Raw genomic sequence first — 17624 nt, forward strand, 5'->3', positions numbered from 1 at the left:
ATGGCCGCCACGCGCCCGCAGGAGGGGCATGCAGCGGCCACCGAGCCGTCGGGGCGGCTCTCTCTCACGCGGGGTGCACCACCGGCCGTGATTCGGAGCGATTGCCACTGAGCGGCTGCCGCACTCGGGCGACGCTCGGCTGATCCTGAGCGCGCGCGGCCGACCTGTGGTGAGTCGATCCAACTCGACCTGACGGAGTGCGCTGTGTACGCGGAGCTTCCGAGTGAAGCGGCATCATGGTCGGGATGGGGGTGGTGCTAGTGCCGGAGAAGAAGCCGTCGCGGCAGGACCTGAACAGGAGCCGCCGCAGAGGTGGCTTTGTCGGTCGGCAGGGCGAACTGGGCCTGTTCCGCGACAACTTGGCCCGCGACCCCGAGGACGAGGCCTTTCAGTACCTGTTCCACGTGCACGGACAGGCCGGCGTCGGCAAGACGTCGCTGGTGCGGCAATGGGACTGCGCGGCCCGGGAGTTGGGCGCGGTGACCGTGTACCTCGACGACGACGTGCACAGCGTCGTCGAGGCGATGGAGGCGATCAGCACCCAACTGAGGCTTCAGGGCACGCCGTTGAAGGGGTTCGAGAAGCTGCTGGCGGCGTATCGACAGCGCCGTCACGAGGCCGAGACGCCCCTGCTGGGCGGCGCCGACGGCACGGCGGGCGACGGGTCCGCGCCCGCCGCGTCACCGACCGCCACGGTGATGGCACAGGCCGGGCTCGCCGGGCTGGGGCTGCTGCCGGGGATGGGCCCGATCGCCGGTGCGCTGAATCCGCAGCAGCTGGCGCAGAGCGCCGACCGGGTGCGCGTCGCGCTCAGCGCCCGGCTGCGCAGTCACGACGACGTCCAGCTGGTGATGTCCCCGGTGCGGGTGCTGACGCCGGTGTTCCTGAAGGACCTGACCGAGGTTGCCGAGCGTCGGCCGTGGGTCGTGCTGTTCTTCGACGTGTACGAGCGGACCGCCCCGGTGCTGGACGAGTGGCTCCAGGACATCCTGGTCGGCGAGGACTACCCGGAGCTCCCGGTGAACGTCCTGGCAGTGCTCTCCGGCCAGGGGCGGCTCGATGTCCGCTGGTGGGGCGACCACCTGGATCTCGTGGCCGAGGCCCCGCTGGCGGTGTTCACCGAGGACGAGGCCCGGCAGCTGCTGGCCGGCCGCGGTGTGACCGACGAGGGCGTCGTACGGGTCGTCCTCCAGCTGACCGGCCGGCTGCCGGTGCTGGTCGACACGCTCGCCCTGAAGGGCCCGCAGGACCCGGGCGAGGTCGCCGATCCGTCCGAGACGGCGGTGGGCCGCTTCCTGAGATGGGTGCGGGACCCCGATCAGCAGGGAGCCGCCCTGGTCTGCGCGCTGCCGCTCCAGCTGGACGAGGACGTCTACCGCGCGACGGTCCCCGAGGCGGCGGTCGACCAGTACACGTGGCTCCGCAGCCTGCCCTTCGTCACTTACCAGGCCGGTCGCTGCCGCTACCACGATGTCGTACGCGACCCGATGCTCCGCCTGCAACGGACCCAGTCCCCCACTCGGTGGCAGCAGCACCACACTCTCCTCGCCGACCTCCACCGGCAGCGCCGCCATGCCTCGGAGGACACGCTGCCTCCCGGCGAGCTCTGGAATGACACCGCTTGGCGGGACCACAGGCTCAACGAGACCTACCACCACCTGTGCGCCCGCTCCGGTGCCGCCCTCTCCGAGGCCCTCTACGACGTCGTACACGCTTGCGATCACGGCAAGGAGGACCTGCGGCGCTGGACCCAGATGATCGCCCAGGCCGGGCGCGACTGCGCGGACGAGAACCTCGTGCGGTGGGGGGAACGGCTGACCGCAGCGGCCCGGGAGGATGCCACGGGCCTCGTCGCCACGATGACGCAGGTGCTGGGCGCGTCGGCGCTCGGGGACTCCGGGCGGGTGCTGGCGTACACCTTGCGGGGGCGTGAACATCGCAATGCGCGGCGTTACGAGGAGGCGCTGAGCGATTACGCGTCCGCGCTGAGCCTGGACGCCGGGTTCGCTCGCGCGCTGTACGGGCAGGGTGAGGCCTACCGGCTCCTGGGGCGCTACGACGAGGCGCTCATCAGCTTGACGCGGGCCGTCGAACTCGAACCGGACGACGGTTCGTATCTCGAGAGCCGCGGGATGACCTACCAGGTCTTGGGGCGTTACGTCGACGCCCTCGCCGACCAGAACCGCGCCCTCGAACTCGATCCCGGCAACGCCTGGCTCGTCAGCAGCCGCGCGGGCACGTATCACGCCATGGGCCGCTACGACGACGCCCTCGCCGATCACGACCGCGCCATCGGCATCGACCCCGGCAACGCGTGGTTCATCGACAGCCGCGCCAACACCCATCGTGCGATGCGACGCTACGACGATGCCCTCGCCGGCCACATCCGCGCGCTCGAACTCACCCCGGACCGCGCCTGGTCCTTCAGCAGGCGCGCGGCGACGTACCAAGCGATGGGCCGCTACGAGGACGCCCTCGCCGATCACGACCGCGCCATCGGCATCGAACCGGACAACGCCAGGTTCATCGTCGACCGCGCCGAGACCTATCGGACGGCGGAACGCCACGACGACGCCGTGGCCGACTACGACCGCGCCGTCGAACTCGCCCCGGGCCACTCCTTGCCCTTCGCCGTGCGTGCCCTCGCCCTGCGCGCGCTGGGTCGCTACGACGACGCCCTGCCCGACCACGACCGCGCCCTCGAACTCGACCCCGACAGCGCCTGGATGACCGCGAATCGTGGCGATATCTATCGTGCCATGGGCTGCTACGACGACGCGGTGGCCGACTACACCCGTGCCGTCGAACTCGCTCCGGACCGTGCCTGGTACCGCTTCGATTACGGGATCGCGCTGCGCCTCCTGTACAGTCCGGAACACCGCGACCATCTGCGTCGGGTGACGGAGATGTACTGCGCCGGGGCATCCGCGGACGGCCCGAACGCCGTGAACGTCAAGGGAAACCTCACGATCGTGCACTGCGCCGCACAGGAGTGGGACAGTGCGGCCGAGGAACTGGAGCGTTTCCTGGCATGCGCCCCCACTCCTCGCCGTATCCGTGAAGCGGTGGATGATCTCTCTGATCTCCAGACGTCCTTCCCCACGGACGTGATCCGGATCCAGCCGCTCCGCGAGCGCCTAGAGGATGCCGCTGGGCAGACGTAGCCGACGGTTCAGGCAACTCCCAGCAGGCTCTTGGGTGGTTCGCTGATGGTGACGCGTTCAGTGGCCCCAGCAGGTAGGCGCACACAGGTGCAACGGACCTCTTGGGCCAAGATGGTGAGACGGAGTTGTTGTGTCCTTCGAATGAGACGGCCAGGAAAGCCCAGCTCACCATAACGGAGCGGGATATTCCGGGTGTGAACCTGCAACAAGGGACTTGCTCTGCCGGGGCTGCTGAGCGTGCCGACGCGATGGCTGTGCTGCACCTTCCTGCACGCCGTCGGCCTGAGCATCGCCGACGTCGACACGGACGAGTTCCTCAAGGAGGTCACCGATTTCGCGCAGACGCGGCCTCTGTTCACCTTGGCGTTCGGCCGGCCTGCCGTCGCTCGCGTCGCGGTGGAGGTCAGCGGATGGCCCGGGAGCCCGTTCACACGGGTCGTCGTGTGCAGCGAGGTCAAGCCGGGGGGCCGGTTCGACGAGGCGCGGGTGAAGCTGCTGATTGGCGGTGACCGCATCAAGGCGCGCCGCATGAGGCAGGACTTCTTCAGCTTCCGGCCCACGCACAAGCTGTGGCTGCTGGGCAACCACCGGCCCGGGGTGGGCACCGCGGGCTTCGCCTTCTGGCGCCGGATGCGGCTGATTCCGTTCGGGCGGGTCGTCCCCGGTGGCCGCAGGATCGACAATCTGGCGGAGGTTCTTGTCACCGAGGAAGGTCCCGGCGTCCTCAGCTGGCTCATCGCGGGCGCCCAGCGTTATCTGAGCGGCCAGAAGGACCTCACTGGGCCCGAACGCGTCCGCATCGCCACGGCCGCCTGCGCCGGGACCGAGGACCACACGGGCCGCTTCGTCGGTGAATCCTGCACACTGCGCCCCGGGCTGCGCGTGGGGCAGGCGCACCTCTGCGCGGTGTACCGGGCGTGGTGCCAGCAGGAGGGTGCTCCGGCCGTCTCGGCACGTGCCTTCGCGGCCCGGGTCCGTGAAAGGGCAGGGCTGGTGTCTCCGAAGGGGATGATCCTTTCCAACCAGCGGAAGTACTACCCGGGCATCGGTCTGGTCGCCGACGAGGAGACGGTATGAGTGCCCTCATCGCAGAGGACGAGCTCGCCTCGAGGTCGGCTTCATCTGGCTGGAGGACATCGGCGGGCTCGACTACGTCCGCCAGAGCCTGGACCGGCTGCCGAGCAGGCGGGGCAGGCCCGCCTGCCACCGCGACGGCCGCATGGTCGGGTACGCCCGGCTGGGACCCGAGGCCAGACCGTCCCGTTCCTCGGGGACCTTCCGCCGCCGGGTCTTCTGGCTGCTGCCGCACGATCGCGGCACCGACCCGAAGGGGCTGTACGCCGCAGGTGCGCCGGCCGAGGCCGTGGACCCGCGCACCCTGGCACCGGGCAGCAAGGGGTGCAAGACCGAGCGGTCCGAGGGCGGCCCGCCGTCCTCCGCGATGCGAGAGCTCGGCATGGGGCTGCCGCTGTGAACGTTGCTGCCGGCGTGCGTGTGGGCCGCGGCTGTACCGCGGCCCACGCCGGCCCTCTCAGTGTCCGTTTTGTTCGCCGATCGAAGGTGCCTGCACTGTCCTCAGGGTGCTCCACCCCTCCGCCGGGGAGCCGTCCTGATAGAGAGTGGTGAGGCGGCGTCGCAACGCCGGTCGCGGTTAGCTGAGCAGGCCGGTCAGTACGGACGTGAAGACCAGCTTGTCGTCCTGGCGTCCCGTCACTTCCACCGTCACCTGGTCGTGTTCCTGGGACACGGCGAAGGCCGCTTCGACGACGCACGGCTCGTCCAGCTCCGCGTAGCGGTGGAAAACGGTGGAGATCGCGGATGGCACCACCGTCATGGGAGCCACCAGGGCGCACGCGGCTTGCCGGGCCGCCTCCAGCAGGACCATGCCGGGATGGTGGTCGCCGGTGTGGTCGAACAGCACCGGATGGGTGGGGTCCGGTGTCAGCAGCCAGCGGTGCGGCTGGTCGGTCGGTGACAGCACCACGTCGGCGGTCCGTGCCCGCCCGACGGCGGACGGCGGCATCGTCTGGCGCGGGATCCCGCGCAGCGCGCTGACGTCGCAGGTGAGCCGGGTGCCGCGCAGCCGGCGGTAGACGGCGGGCGAGATGACGGTGAAGCGGCCGCCGCCGGCGGCGATCGCCTCGCCGTCGCGCCGTATGGACAGCTCCATGCGGAACCCGGTGGCCCTGCCGCCCCGGCGGGTGATGTCCGTGCAGGTCGCGGTCAGTTCCACGTCGGTGGGGGAGTGGCCGATGCCCAGCCGGTCGAGTTCCGTGCTGAACCCCAGTTCCCACATGACGAAGTGATGGCCGAGGGGTACGCCGAGTTCGGCGTGCGCGAGGAACAGCCCGGCCTGGCGAAACGTCTCTGCAGCCAGCAGCGGGTCGTGTCCCGTGCTGTCGGCGGACTGGAAGAACGTGTGGGCCCGGGGCCACTGCCCAAAGAGGGCGAATTGGGCCTCACCCTGCTTGGTGCAGCCGGTGAGGAAGACCTCGGCCAGGCAGGCCCGGTGGACGTACTCCTTGGGAACGGTGGTGGTCAGGCGTGGCAGAGCCGGTGCCGGTTCGTCGGTCTGAGGCGGAGCCAGTTGCATCTGCGTCTCCCGGAGCGAGTGCTGGGAACGGCGGGAAGTCAAGGAAGCCGTCATGTAAGATACGGACCTACCGGTTTTGTTCTCAATCGGGACCAGGGTAAAGGAACGGTCAAGTGTTCGGATTCTCTGGTTCCGGAAGCGGGGGCTTGAGATGCAGGGCTTCGACGTAGACGATCCGTTGATCTGAAGCTAACTGCCTTATATTCCTTAGGAATTCAGGTGTGCGGCATGCCCTTCCGTGGCACTATCTTCACCCACCGCACTGCATGCTGTTTCGATTTCCGTACCGTCTGAACGGCCTTCAGGGGGAAGCCGACTGATGGAAGAACCAACCGTACCTGCTGTCCTGGACCCCAGCGGTCGGGACATCCATACCGAAGGTGCCTGCCTCAGAGCGCGTGGTCCGGCCGTCCTCGTCCAACTGCCGGGCGGAGTGCAGGCCTGGGCGGTCACCCGGCACGCGCTCATCAAGCGACTGATGACCGACCCGCGGGTGTCCAAGGATGCCTACCGGCACTGGCCCGCCTGGATGAGCGGAGAGGTCGACGACTCGTGGCCGCTGGCCATGTGGGTCTCCGTACGGAACATGCTCACCGCCTACGGCGAGGAGCACAGGCGGCTGCGCCGGCTGGTGGCCCCGGCATTCACCGCACGGCGCACCGCACTGCTCCAGGCGAGGATCACGCAGATCGTCGACGAGCTGACCGAGCGGCTGGCACACGTCCCGCCGGGCCATGTCGTCGACCTGCGCAAGGAGTTCTGCTTCGCCCTGCCCATCCAGGTCATCTCCGAGATGCTCGGCCTCGACAAAGCCGGCTGGCAGGACCTGCACCGGGTGGTCGACGTCCTGTTCACCACCACGACCACCTCCGAAGCGGCACAGGCCAACCAGGCGGAGCTCTACGCGCTGCTCTTCGGCCTCGTGGCCGACAAACGGCGCTCTCCCGGAGAGGACATGACGAGCGAGCTCATCGCCGTACGCGACGAGGAGGGCTCGGGCCTCACCGAGAAGGAACTCGTCGACACCCTGCTGCTGATCATCGGCGCCGGTCACGAGACCACCGTCAACCTCCTGGACCGGGCGATCACCGCCCTGCTCACCCACCCCGACCAACTACACCTGGCCCGGCAGGGCGTCGTCTCTTGGGAGGCGGTGGTGGACGAGACCCTGCGCTCCCAGGCGCCGGTCGCCAACATCCCGCTGCGCTTCGCGGTCGACGACATCGACTACGGCGACGTACGCATCGCCCGGGGCGAAGCGATCCTGATGTCCCTCGCGGCCGCCGGGCGCGACCCCGAGCAGCACGGCCCGGACGCGGACCGCTTCGACGCCACCCGCCCGACCAGCCGGGACCATCTGGCCTTCGGACACGGGGTGCACCACTGTCTGGGCCGGCCCTTGGCGATGAGCGAGGCGACCACGGCCCTGCCGGCCCTCTTCGCCCGCTTCCCGCACCTGCGGCTGGCCGTGCCGCCACAAGAACTGCGCCCGCTCGAGTCCTTCATCTCCAGCGGCCACCGCGAGCTTCCGGTGGTCCTCAACCCCCCGCAATGAGCCGCGCCTTCGAGGAGGACAACGACATGCCCGCCGCCCTGCAGCACCTTCACCTCGCCGCGGTGAACATCGACGGCGTCCTGCTGAACGACACCTTCAGCCCCGTCATCCGGCAGATGGTTCTCGAGCGGGGCGGTGAGTACACCGCCGAAGTCGAGTACGGGCTGTTCTCCCAGTCCCAGCTCGTGGCCGCCCGGGCGTTCGCCGAGGCCGCGAAGGTGACACTGACCCCACAGGAACTGCTGGACCTCTACCTCCAGGAGCGCGAGCGCTACCTCGCCCATACCCCGGTGCGGGTACTCGACGGCGCCGCCGATCTGCTTGCCTTGCTGAGGGGGCTCGGACTGCGCATGGTGTGCTACGGCGGGCTGGACAAGGCGCACTTCGACCGCCATCTCGGCCACCTCGCCCACTTCTTCGATGGTCCGGGCTATGTGTGCACCGACCGCTTCCGCCCCGGCATCCGGGAGATTACCCGGGAGATCTTCCAGCTGCCCTACGACCGGGTGCTGTTCATCGACGACGTGGCCCGGTTCGCGGAAGAGGCCCGCAGGCTCGGCGTGCCCTTCATCGGCCGTCCCGGCGACTTCGAGCACGGGCACCAGCACTCCCTCATGCGGCGGATGGGTGTACAGCACGTGGTGCGCAGCCTGCGCGAGATCGACGAGGACCTGCTGCGGACCGTGGACCGCGAGGCGGCGGCGGGCATCTTCCGACCGGACGGTGAGTCGTGCGCCACCCCCGGCCGGGCGGGAGCAGAACATGTCTGACACAGCCGTCCCCCTGAGGGACAAGGTCGTGGTCATCACCGGGGCCAGCAGCGGGATCGGCGCGGCCGCCGCCCGCGTCTTCGCCCGGCAGGGCGCCCGCCTGGTGCTGTCCGCACGCCGCGAGGAACGGCTCCGTGAACTCGCGGGCCGCCTGCGGGAGCAGGGCGCGACGGTCAGTCACGTCGTCGCCGACGTCTCGCGCAGCGACGACGCTCTGGCACTGGTCGAGCACACCATGGACCGGTACGGCAGGCTCGACGCGGCTTTCAACAACGCCGGGACCGCCATCGAGAAGACGCCCTTGCACCTGACCGACGACGACGCCTACGAACAGGTCATGGCCACCAACGCGCGCGGCGTGTGGAACTGCCTGCGCCACGAGATCGCCGCGATGCTCACCTGCGGAGGAGGCGCGATCGTCAACACCAGCAGCGTCGGCGGGCTGGTCGCCTCCTCGGTGGCCGCGCCGTACATCGCTTCCAAGCACGCCGTCATCGGCCTGACGAAGGCGGCCGCGGTCGAGTACGCCGCCCACGACATCCGGGTCAACGCGATAGCGCCCGGACTCGCCCGCTCCGAGATGGTCGACGAGTGGTTCGCGCGCCACCCCGAGGCGAGGGAGACAGCCCTGCGTTCGGCGCCGCAGCGGCGCGCGGCGGATCCCGAGGAGGTCGCCGAAGCTGCCGCATGGCTGTGCAGCGACCGGGCGTCCTTCGTCACCGGCGCGACCCTGGCCGTGGACGGAGGACGTACCGCCTGGTGACCCGGCAGTGCAGCGGCGGCGCTTTCGCCGCGGCGACAGAGGTGTTCGGGACAGCTGGTCACAGCTGTCCCGAACACCTCTTGTCAAGGCACTCTCCATGGTCCAACGCAAAACGGACCGCGCTGCTTCTTTTCGCCGCCGCATGCGGTAAGGTACGAGCTGTTTGGTTTGATTTTCAGCTTGAGGAGGGTCCATGGCGCAGCAGGAACGAGCTGTCCGGACCCGGCGCGCTGTTCTGGAGGCTGCCGCCGCGGTCTTCGCGGAACGTGGGTACGCGGCAGCCACGATCGGCGAGATCCTCCACCGCGCCGGGGTCACCAAAGGCGCCCTGTACTTCCATTTCGACTCCAAAGCGGCCCTCGCCCGAGGTGTGCTGCAGGCGCAGATCAGCAACGACTACCACGTGCCCAGGGAGCTGAAGCTGCAGGAGTGGGTGGACGCGGGCATGACCCTGGCCACGCGCCTGCCGCAGGAGCCGATGCTGCTCGCGGGCGTGCGGCTGTCCGCCGATCTGCACAGCCGCGACGTCGTCGGCAGCGCGTGGCCCGCCTGGGCCGAGGTCACCACGTCCTTCCTGTCCGAGGCCAAGGAGCGCGGCGAGATCCTCCCGCACGTGGTGCCCGCGGAGACCGCGCAGGTCTTCCTGGGCGCCTGGATCGGCGTGCAGTACGTCTCCCAGGCCATGGCCGGCTGGGCGGACCTGGAGATGCGCATGTCGGCACTGTTCAACCACATGCTGCCCGCCATCACCGCACCGGCCGTCCTGGTCCGGCTCGACACGGCCCCCGACCGGGGAGCCCGGGTCATGGCCGAGGTGCGCGAACAGGCCTCGGCCCTGGCCGGCGCCGGCCAGTGACCCCCCGGTAGCGCCGATACGGAAGGTGGCAGCCCCCTTGCGGACTCCGGCCCGCGGGTAGCCCTGCACGTCCCCATTCCACCCTCTGCAGAGCACTGTTCAAGGCAAGAAACAAACCATCTATGCGGTTTGATATGGTGGAGACCGCCCCGCCGCGTGACCCCCGAAGCGCGAAGAGGTGAGCGGGGGCCGCATGACCGGCTCCTCAAACCGACCAAGGGAGGATCGGATGGTCAAGCAGGAGCGTGCCGCCCGGACCCGCCGGGCACTGATCCAGGCGGCGGCGGAGACCTTCGCCGGCGAGGGATATGTACTCGCGTCCCTTCCGGCGATCAGCGAGCGCGCCGGCGTGAGCAAGGGAGCCCTGCACTTCCACTTCGAGAGCAAGGACGCCCTGGCCCGCGCGGTGGAGGACGAGGCGGCCCGCGCGGTGGAACGCATCATCGACTCCGCGCAGCGGCGGCCGGGCCTGACGCGACTTGAGCTCCTGGCCGACGTGATGCGCGGCCTGATGGCCCGCATCGCGGGCGACGCGGTCGTGCGGGCCGGGTTCCAGATGGACGGTGACGTCACGCGCAAGGGAAGCCGCGCTTTCTCCCGGCGCTGGCAGGCATGGGTCGGCGAGGTGCTCCGGGAGGCCGAGCGGGACGGCGAGCTGGCCGAGGGGGTCTCCTCGCGCGCGATGGCCACGACCGTCGTCGCCGCGACGGTCGGACTGCGCGTACTGGCCGCTTCGGACGAGACCTGGCGGTCCGGGTCCCAGGTGGAGCAGGTGTGGAGCGTGCTGTTGTCCGGACCGGTGGCTCGGCAGGGCTCCTGAAAACAGCCGTGCTTCCCCGGTTTCTCGCCTAGGTGTCGCCTCCGTCGGCGTTCTTGCAAAGCGGACAAAGAGCGACTTAATGGCTGATATTCCCACCGGTATCAGAAAATAAACAGTCCAGATGGTTTGATATTGACAAACCGTCTGGATTGTTTTTCAATCGTTGACCTACCCGCTCTACAGGCGAGAGTCACTGCGCCGACGGCGATGACAGGGGGGATTGGCGTGGACATTCAGGTACTGGGCGCTCTAGGGGTGAGGGAAGGCGGAGTCTCCATCACTCCCACGGCACCGAAGGCGCGGCAGGTACTCGCTCTGCTGGCGCTCCACGCCGACCAGGTCGTACCCGTTTCCGCGCTGGTCCAGGAGCTCTGGGCCGACCGTCCGCCGCGCAGCGCACGCACCACGTTGCAGACGTACGTGCTGCAGCTGCGCGAACTCATCACCGCCGCCCTCGCCGAGGGCACCGCCGGCACGGTGTCCGCCAAGGACGTCCTGGTGACCTGCCCCAGCGGTTACCGGCTGAACACCCGAGGCGGGGCCAGCGACGTGCGCGACTTCGAACGGCTCGCCGGTCTCGGTTACCGGGCCATGGACGCCGGCGACCACCCGCGTGCGGCGCGGCTGCTGCGCGAGGCCCTCGGCCTGTGGAGCGGCACTCCCTTCGCCGACGTCCAGTCGGGCTCCCAGCTGGACATCGAGTCCAGGCGCCTCCAGGAGAGCCGGCTGTGCGCTCTCGACCAGCGCATCGAGGCGGACCTGCGGCTGGGCCGGCACCGCGAACTGCTCGCCGAACTCACCGTTCTGGTCAGCCAGTACGGCACCCACGAGAACCTGCACGCCCAGTTCATGCTGGCGCTGCAGCGGTCGGGGCGGCGCAGCGAGGCGCTCGACGTGTACCGCAGGCTGCGCACCACGCTCGTGCGCGAACTCGGCATCGAGCCCTCCGTGGCGCTGCGCCGCCTGCAGCGCTCCATCCTGCTTGCCGGCCCGGAACAGACGGCGGACAGCCCCGAAAAAGCGCCTCGGCTGGCGTCGGCGGCCGGCTGAGCTGCGAAGCACTCGCAGGTCGCCCGAGCACCGGAACAGCGCCCCAACGAATCGAGTGCAGGCGTGCTTGACAGGGGCTCAAGGATGCGGGCGCCACCGATTTCCGGCCGTTACGGTGCCAGTCAGGCGCACCCGCCTCTTCGAACACGCAGTCGAGGAGAAGAAGACGCTAAGGGGGAGACGAAACCATGAGAATTCAGGTACTGGGCCCATTGAATGCCGAGATCAGCGGTGTGTCAGTGGTGCCGACGGCGAGCAAGCCCCGGCAGATCCTGTCGCTGCTCGCGCTGTATCCCGGCCGTGTCATGCCTGTTCCCACACTGATGGAGGAGATCTGGGGAACCGAGCCTCCGGTCAGCGCCCTCACCACACTGCAGACGTACATCCTGCAACTGCGCCGGCGGCTGGGCACCGCCATGGGGCCCGACTCGCCGCGCAGCGCCAAGGAGGTGCTGGCCACCCGGCACGGCGGTTACCTGCTGCAGATCCCACGGGAAAGCGTGGACGCCCACGCGTACGAGCGGCTGGTCTGTGCGGGACGGGCGGCCTTCGAGGCCGGGGACGACGCCCGCGCTGCCGAAACGCTGCGCCAGGCGCTGGACATGTGGCAGGGCCCGGCACTGGTCGACGTACGCGTCGGTTCCATTCTGTCCATCGAGACCCTTCGTCTGGAGGAGAGCAGACTGGTCACCGTGGAGCGGCGCATCGACGCCGACCTCCGGCTGGGCAAGCACACCGAACTGCTCGCCGAGCTGAAGGACCTGGTGGTCCGTCACCCGCAGCACGAGGGTCTGCACTCCCAGGCCATGGTGGCCCTGTACCGGTCGGGCCGGCAGGCCGCGGCCCTCGACGTCTACCGGCAGCTGCGCATCCGGCTCATCGAGGAGCTGGGCGTGGAACCGTCGCCCCAGTTGCAGCGCCTGCACCAGGCCATGCTCTCCGTCGACCCCGCGCTCGACGTGGCCGCAGGTGCCCGCCGCGGTTCGACCTTCGACCTGTACGCCTCCTGACGCGCACGGCCGTTGCGACCGTTTCGAGCCTGCCTCTAGCACCGTCGGCAAGCCTGGTGGGGCCCGTGAACACACCAGGGGGCCAAGGAGGGGCGGACATGGCGGACACAGCGCCACCCGTACGGCTGTACTGCTTCGCACACGCGGGGGCCGGAGTCTCCGCCTTCAACGGCTGGGCCCGCAGCATCGGTCCCGACGTCGAGACCGTGCCCGTTCTGCTGCCGGGCCGTGAGCGCCGGCGCCGCGAACCGCGCCTGACGGACCGGGCGGCGCTCCTTGCCGAACTGCTGGACCAGGTCAGGCCCGAACCCGGCCAGACCTTCATCCTGTACGGGCACAGCCTGGGGGCCATGGTGGCCCACACCCTCACCCAGGCCCTGCACGAACAGGGGCGCCCCCTTCCCGCGCTGCTCGCCCTCGGGGCCTGCCCGCCGCCGGACGAGCCCAGCGAACTCTCCGACGCCTGCGGCACCGTCGACGACCGGCTGCTGCGCCGGCTCCACGCCATGGGAGCCGTACCCGACGGAGCCGAGCCGGACGGCTACTGGCACCGGGCGGCGCTGCCGGTGCTGCGCGACGACCTGCGCCTGGCGCACGTGCTGCGGGCCTTCGCCCGCAGCACGTCCGGCACCCGCGGCCGGGTACCGGTGCCGCTGCTGGCCGTCGCGGGGGACCGCGACCCGCTCGCGCCGTCCCCGGTGGTCGCCGGCTGGCGCAGATGGTCAGCCGGGCCGGTGGTGACCCGCACCGTCTGCGGTGACCACTTCTTCGTACGAGGTGACGCGCTGCCCCGGCTCATCGGCCGGGCCGGCCGCGTCGTACGACGGCTGACCACCGCCCCCTCGACTGACGGGCGCGCCACACCGGCGACACCGCACGGCGGGCCGTGGGTGCCGGGCCGGCGAGCCGTCCCGGTCGGGTGACACCGCCCAGGCCCCTGCACTGTTCCACTCACCGCTGAATGTGCCCGGCACGAGAAGAGAGAGAGTCACCATCATGCAACCCCTCCACATTAAAGACCTGGTCCGTCTCCTGCGCACCAACGCCGGTGACAGCGACACCTTCGACCTGGACGGCGATGTGCTGGACGTGCCGTTCGACGAACTCAACTACGACTCGCTGGCGCTGCTGCAGGTCACCGGGGCCATCGAGCGCGACTACGACGTCGCCCTCGACGAGGAGGCACTGGAAGAGGCCCAGACCCCGCGCCAGTACCTGGAGGTGGTCAACCAGGTGCTCGCCTCCTCCCCGGCGGCCTGAGCCCCGGCATCCCCGGATGCCCTACCGCGACACTCGCAGGGGCGGTCCCTTTAAGGACCGCCCCTACGGCTGTCGCCCGTGCTGATGTCTGCCGGCCGCCCGGGTCAGTCGATGCCGCGGACGATGTGGACGTCCGTGGCGTCGTCGTCCTCGTCCGCTCCTGCCAGCAGCAGCGGCGGAGCGAGAACTGGAGTCAGAAACAGGGCGTGGCGCGAGGGGGCGAGGCGGAGGTGCTCCTCGCGGCTTTCGTGTCGGGTGTCGTACACGCTGTCCTCCTTCTGGGGCGGCGGTCCGGGCGGTTGGGTCCGGCCTCGGGCCGCGCCGTGTCAGTAGCGGTAGTGGTCCGGCTTGTACGGGCCGTCGACGTCGACGCCGATGTACGCCGCCTGCTCCGGGCGCAACTTGGTGAGCTTCACGCCGAGGGCGTCCAGGTGGAGACGGGCGACCTTCTCGTCGAGGTGCTTGGGCAGCGTGTACACGCCGGTCGGGTACTCGTCGGGCTTGGTGAACAGCTCGATCTGGGCCAGGGTCTGGTCCGCGAAGGAGTTGGACATCACGAACGAGGGGTGGCCGGTGGCGTTGCCCAGGTTCAGCAGGCGGCCCTCGGACAGGATGATGATCACCTTGCCGTCGGGGAAGGTCCACGTGTGGACCTGCGGCTTGACCTCGTCCTTGACGATGCCCGGGATCTTGGCGAGGCCGGCCATGTCGATCTCGTTGTCGAAGTGGCCGATGTTGCCGACGATCGCCTGGTGCTTCATCTTGGCCATGTCCGAGGCCATGATGATGTCCTTGTTGCCGGTCGTGGTGACGAAGATGTCGGCCTTGTCGACGACCTCGTCGAGGGTCGTGACCTGGTAGCCGTCCATCGCCGCCTGCAGCGCGCAGATCGGGTCGATCTCGGTGACGATGACGCGGGCGCCCTGTCCGCGCAGGGACTCCGCGCAGCCCTTGCCCACGTCGCCGTAGCCGCAGACGACCGCGGTCTTGCCGCCGATGAGGACGTCGGTGGCGCGGTTGATGCCGTCGATCAGGGAGTGACGGCAGCCGTACTTGTTGTCGAACTTCGACTTGGTGACGGCGTCGTTCACGTTGATCGCCGGGAACAGCAGCGAGCCGTCACGCTGCATCTCGTACAGGCGGTGCACACCGGTCGTGGTCTCCTCCGTCACCCCGCGGATTCCGGAGGCGAGGGCCGTCCAGTCCAGGCGGCTGTTCTCCAGCAGGGCGCGTACGACGGCCAGTTCCTCGTTGTCCGCGTCCGGCAGGACACCGGTCTTGCGGTACCCGACGCCCTGGTGGACGAGGAGGGTGGCGTCACCGCCGTCGTCCAGGATCATGTTCGGGCCCGCCTCACCGGGCCAGGTCAGGGCCTGCTCGGTGCACCACCAGTACTCCTCGAGGGTCTCGCCCTTCCAGGCGAAGACCGGGACGCCCTGCGGATTGCCGGGCGTGCCGTTCGGGCCGACGGCGATGGCCGCTGCGGCGTGGTCCTGGGTGGAGAAGATGTTGCACGAGGCCCAGCGGACCTGGGCGCCGAGCGCGACCAGGGTCTCGATCAGGACGGCTGTCTGCACCGTCATGTGCAGCGAACCGGTGATACGGGCGCCGGCCAGCGGCTGCGCCTCGGCGTACTCCTCGCGGATCGCCATCAGGCCCGGCATCTCGTGCTCGGCGAGAGTGATCTCCTTGCGGCCGAAAGCGGCCAGGGACAGGTCGGCGACCTTGAAATCCGTGAACTCAGCTGACACGGGAGCTCCTTGCGCTCATGACGTTACGGTGGATGTCCAGGGCCGCGGTGGACCTGTTCAGGGTGATGTAGTGCAGGCCGGGCGCGCCCTCGGCGAGCAGCCGCCCGGCCATGGCGGTGGCGTACTCCACGCCGATGCGATGGCCCGCCGCCGTATCGTCCCGGGCCGCTTCCAGGCGGTGGGCGAGGTCTTCGGGGAAGGCCGCGTCGCTCAGCTCGGCGAACCGGCGGATCTGGCGCACGTCGGTGGCCGGCATGATCTCCGGGATGATCGGGATGTCGCAGCCGGCGGCCGCCACCCGGTCCCGCAGCCGCAGATAGTCCTCGACCTGGAAGAACATCTGGGTGATGGCGTAGTCGGCGCCCGCCCGGCACTTGGCCACGAAATGCCGGATGTCGCAGTCCCAGTCGGGTGAGCGCGGATGCCGCTCCGGGAAGGCCGCCACGCCGATGGTGAAGTTGCCCAGCGAGCGCACCAGCTCGACCAGTTGACGGGCGTGCCGGAAGCCGTCCGGGTGCGGAACCCACGGCCCTTTGGGGTCGCCGGGCGGATCTCCGCGCAGGACCAGGACGTCCCGGATGCCTGCGTCCGCGTACGCGCCGATGATGTGCCGCAGCTCGGCCACCGAGTGGCCGACGGCGGTGAGGTGGGCGACGGGACGCAGGGTCGTCTCGGCCGTGATGCGCCGCGTGACCTCGATGGTGCGGTCACGGGAGGAGCCTCCCGCGCCGTAGGTGACGGAGACGAAGTCCGGCCGCAGGGGCTCGACACGGCGTATCGCCTGCCACAGCGTGCGCTCCCCGGCCGCCGTCTTCGGCGGGAAGAACTCGAAGGAGAACGTGGGCCGGGGTGTCATGCGCGGCCTCCGGCGTTGAAGTAACTCGCCTCCGGGTGGTGGAGCACGAGGGCGTCCGTGGATTGTTCGGGGTGCAGCTGGAACTCCTCGGACAGGTGCACCCCGATGCGCTCTGGCCGGAGCAGGGCGGCGATCTTGACGCGGTCCTCCAGGTCGGGGCAGGCCGGATAGCCGAGCGAGTAGCGGCAGCCCTGGTACTCGGTACGGAACATGCCGTCGAGCGCATCGGGGTCGGCACCGGCGACACCGAGTTCGGAGCGCACGCGCGCGTGCCAGTACTCGGCGAGCGCCTCGGCCAACTGGACGGACAGGCCGTGCAGTTCGAGGTAGTCGCGGTAGGCGTTGGCCTCGAAGAGACGGGCGGTTTCCTCACCGATGCGTGAGCCGACGGTGACGACCTGCAGTCCGACGACGTCCCTCACGCCGGACTCCTCTGGGCGGAAGAAGTCGGCCAGGCACAGCCGGCGGCCCCGGCTCTGGCGCGGGAAGGTGAAGCGGGTGCGCTCGTTGCCGGCCTCGTCGAGGATGATCAGGTCGTCGTTCTTGGAGACGCAGGGGAAGTAGCCGTGGACGACGGCCGCCTCCAGGAGGTTCTGCGTCAGGAGCCGGTCCAGCAGACCGCGCAGCCTCGGCCGGCCCTCCGTCGCGACCAGGTCCTTGGTCAGGCCCCACTGTCCGCGGAAGAGAGCCGTCTCGTCGAGCCAGCTCGCGTACTCCTTGAGCTGGATGCCCTTGATGACGCGGGTGCCCCAGAACGGCGGGGTGGGGACGGGGTTGTCGGTGGCGACGTCGGAGCGGACGTGCCCCTCCTCCGGGCGCTCCTCCACCTCGACCGTCGAAGTCGCCCGCACCCGGCGCTGCTTCAGCTCCGGCAGCTTGGCGCCGGGCACACCGCGCTTGACGCCGATCAGCGCGTCCATCAGGCGCAGGCCCTCGAACGCGTCGCGGGCGTAGCGGACCTCGCCCTGGTAGATCTCGTGCAGGTCCTGCTCGACATACGCCCTGGTGAGGGCGGCGCCGCCCAGGATGACCGGGAAGTCGGCCGCGAGGCCGCGCTGGTTGAGCTCCTCCAGGTTCTCCTTCATGATCACGGTGGACTTGACCAGGAGCCCGGACATGCCGATGACGTCGGCGCGGTGCTCGGCGGCGGCCTCCAGGATCGCGGAGACCGGCTGC

Annotated in this window: 15 protein-coding genes and 2 pseudogenes; 12 read left to right on the plus strand and 5 right to left on the minus strand. The window is 69.6% G+C overall.

The features are described from left to right. The first annotated feature begins 245 nt into the window (after window positions 1-245). The 3 genes and pseudogenes from LJ657_RS46525 to LJ657_RS46535 all read left to right on the plus strand — a co-directional run bounded on the left by LJ657_RS46525 (window position 246) and on the right by LJ657_RS46535 (window position 4638). The gene (locus LJ657_RS46525; protein ID WP_232655787.1) at window positions 246-3164 is read left to right on the plus strand and encodes a tetratricopeptide repeat protein; all 2919 of its coding nucleotides are present in this window, start codon (window positions 246-248) and stop codon (window positions 3162-3164) included. 432 nt (window positions 3165-3596) lie between these two features. Then, window positions 3597-4241 (plus strand): annotated as a pseudogene (locus LJ657_RS46530) (DNA primase family protein); the annotation flags it as partial. Further along, a pseudogene (locus LJ657_RS46535) lies at window positions 4238-4638 on the plus strand (DUF6009 family protein). The pseudogenes LJ657_RS46530 and LJ657_RS46535, both read left to right, overlap by 4 nt. A 177-nt stretch (window positions 4639-4815) precedes the next feature. On the opposite strand, the gene LJ657_RS46540 reads toward LJ657_RS46535, so the two are convergent. Further along, window positions 4816-5757, minus strand: a complete 942-nt coding sequence (locus tag LJ657_RS46540; RefSeq protein ID WP_232655788.1) for a ScbA/BarX family gamma-butyrolactone biosynthesis protein — start codon at window positions 5755-5757, stop codon at window positions 4816-4818. Window positions 5758-6076: 319 nt separating this feature from the next. Between LJ657_RS46540 and LJ657_RS46545 the strand changes: the two genes are divergently transcribed. The 9 genes from LJ657_RS46545 to LJ657_RS46585 all read left to right on the plus strand — a co-directional run bounded on the left by LJ657_RS46545 (window position 6077) and on the right by LJ657_RS46585 (window position 13841). Continuing rightward, complete coding sequence (locus LJ657_RS46545) at window positions 6077-7312, plus strand: cytochrome P450 family protein (RefSeq protein WP_232655789.1); 1236 nt, start codon at window positions 6077-6079, stop codon at window positions 7310-7312. Next, window positions 7309-8082 (plus strand): HAD family phosphatase, encoded by a 774-nt coding sequence (locus tag LJ657_RS46550; RefSeq protein ID WP_232655790.1) that lies wholly within the window; start codon window positions 7309-7311, stop codon window positions 8080-8082. The genes LJ657_RS46545 and LJ657_RS46550 overlap by 4 nt, the downstream gene beginning before the upstream one ends. Further along, a complete protein-coding gene (locus LJ657_RS46555) occupies window positions 8075-8845 on the plus strand; it encodes an SDR family NAD(P)-dependent oxidoreductase (protein WP_232655791.1) in 771 nt (256 codons plus the stop codon). Before LJ657_RS46550 ends, LJ657_RS46555 begins: the two co-directional genes overlap by 8 nt. Before the next feature lie 193 nt (window positions 8846-9038). Then, window positions 9039-9701 carry a ScbR family autoregulator-binding transcription factor gene (locus tag LJ657_RS46560; RefSeq protein ID WP_232655792.1) on the plus strand — a complete coding sequence of 221 codons (663 nt, stop codon included), beginning with the start codon at window positions 9039-9041 and terminating at the stop codon, window positions 9699-9701. A 229-nt stretch (window positions 9702-9930) separates the two neighbouring features. Further along, the gene (locus tag LJ657_RS46565) at window positions 9931-10521 is read left to right on the plus strand and encodes a ScbR family autoregulator-binding transcription factor (RefSeq protein WP_232655793.1); all 591 of its coding nucleotides are present in this window, start codon (window positions 9931-9933) and stop codon (window positions 10519-10521) included. A 225-nt stretch (window positions 10522-10746) separates the two neighbouring features. Then, on the plus strand, window positions 10747-11571 hold the full coding sequence (locus LJ657_RS46570) for an AfsR/SARP family transcriptional regulator (protein ID WP_232655794.1): 825 nt from the start codon (window positions 10747-10749) through the stop codon (window positions 11569-11571). Between the two features lie 188 nt (window positions 11572-11759). After that, window positions 11760-12581: an AfsR/SARP family transcriptional regulator gene (locus tag LJ657_RS46575; RefSeq protein WP_232655795.1), complete on the plus strand. Its 822-nt coding sequence runs from the start codon at window positions 11760-11762 to the stop codon at window positions 12579-12581. A gap of 98 nt (window positions 12582-12679) precedes the next feature. After that, window positions 12680-13504, plus strand: a complete 825-nt coding sequence (locus LJ657_RS46580) for a thioesterase II family protein (RefSeq protein WP_232655796.1) — start codon at window positions 12680-12682, stop codon at window positions 13502-13504. A gap of 73 nt (window positions 13505-13577) precedes the next feature. After that, the gene (locus LJ657_RS46585) at window positions 13578-13841 is read left to right on the plus strand and encodes an acyl carrier protein (RefSeq protein ID WP_232655797.1); all 264 of its coding nucleotides are present in this window, start codon (window positions 13578-13580) and stop codon (window positions 13839-13841) included. A gap of 104 nt (window positions 13842-13945) precedes the next feature. Here the strand turns inward: LJ657_RS46585 and LJ657_RS46590 are convergent, their stop codons facing one another. The 4 genes from LJ657_RS46590 to LJ657_RS46605 form a co-directional block, all read right to left on the minus strand. After that, entirely contained in the window at window positions 13946-14107 is a 162-nt protein-coding gene (locus tag LJ657_RS46590) for a hypothetical protein (protein ID WP_232655798.1), read from the minus strand. A 60-nt stretch (window positions 14108-14167) separates the two neighbouring features. Then, on the minus strand, window positions 14168-15592 hold the full coding sequence (gene ahcY, locus LJ657_RS46595; protein ID WP_232655799.1) for an adenosylhomocysteinase: 1425 nt from the start codon (window positions 15590-15592) through the stop codon (window positions 14168-14170). Further along, window positions 15582-16448, minus strand: coding sequence for a methylenetetrahydrofolate reductase [NAD(P)H] (gene metF / locus LJ657_RS46600; protein ID WP_232655800.1), 867 nt, complete (start codon window positions 16446-16448; stop codon window positions 15582-15584). Before metF ends, ahcY begins: the two co-directional genes overlap by 11 nt. Then, window positions 16445-17624, minus strand: a 1180-nt coding sequence (locus LJ657_RS46605) for a vitamin B12 dependent-methionine synthase activation domain-containing protein (RefSeq protein ID WP_308117150.1), incomplete at its 5' end; no start/stop codon positions are given. The genes LJ657_RS46605 and metF, both read right to left, overlap by 4 nt.

It is taken from the genome of Streptomyces guryensis (genome assembly GCF_021261325.1).
GTDB lineage: Bacteria > Actinomycetota > Actinomycetes > Streptomycetales > Streptomycetaceae > Streptomyces > Streptomyces guryensis.

Bases quoted from the DNA above. Each gene is read 5' to 3' on its own strand.
- LJ657_RS46525 (WP_232655787.1), top strand. From the start codon at position 246: ATGGGGGTGGTGCTAGTGCCGGAGAAGAAGCCGTCGCGGCAGGACCTG.
- LJ657_RS46540 (WP_232655788.1), bottom strand. From the start codon at position 5,757: ATGCAACTGGCTCCGCCTCAGACCGACGAACCGGCACCGGCTCTGCCA.
- LJ657_RS46545 (WP_232655789.1), top strand. From the start codon at position 6,077: ATGGAAGAACCAACCGTACCTGCTGTCCTGGACCCCAGCGGTCGGGAC.
- LJ657_RS46550 (WP_232655790.1), top strand. From the start codon at position 7,309: ATGAGCCGCGCCTTCGAGGAGGACAACGACATGCCCGCCGCCCTGCAG.
- LJ657_RS46555 (WP_232655791.1), top strand. From the start codon at position 8,075: ATGTCTGACACAGCCGTCCCCCTGAGGGACAAGGTCGTGGTCATCACC.
- LJ657_RS46560 (WP_232655792.1), top strand. From the start codon at position 9,039: ATGGCGCAGCAGGAACGAGCTGTCCGGACCCGGCGCGCTGTTCTGGAG.
- LJ657_RS46565 (WP_232655793.1), top strand. From the start codon at position 9,931: ATGGTCAAGCAGGAGCGTGCCGCCCGGACCCGCCGGGCACTGATCCAG.
- LJ657_RS46575 (WP_232655795.1), top strand. From the start codon at position 11,760: ATGAGAATTCAGGTACTGGGCCCATTGAATGCCGAGATCAGCGGTGTG.
- LJ657_RS46580 (WP_232655796.1), top strand. From the start codon at position 12,680: ATGGCGGACACAGCGCCACCCGTACGGCTGTACTGCTTCGCACACGCG.
- LJ657_RS46585 (WP_232655797.1), top strand. From the start codon at position 13,578: ATGCAACCCCTCCACATTAAAGACCTGGTCCGTCTCCTGCGCACCAAC.
- metF (WP_232655800.1), bottom strand. From the start codon at position 16,448: ATGACACCCCGGCCCACGTTCTCCTTCGAGTTCTTCCCGCCGAAGACG.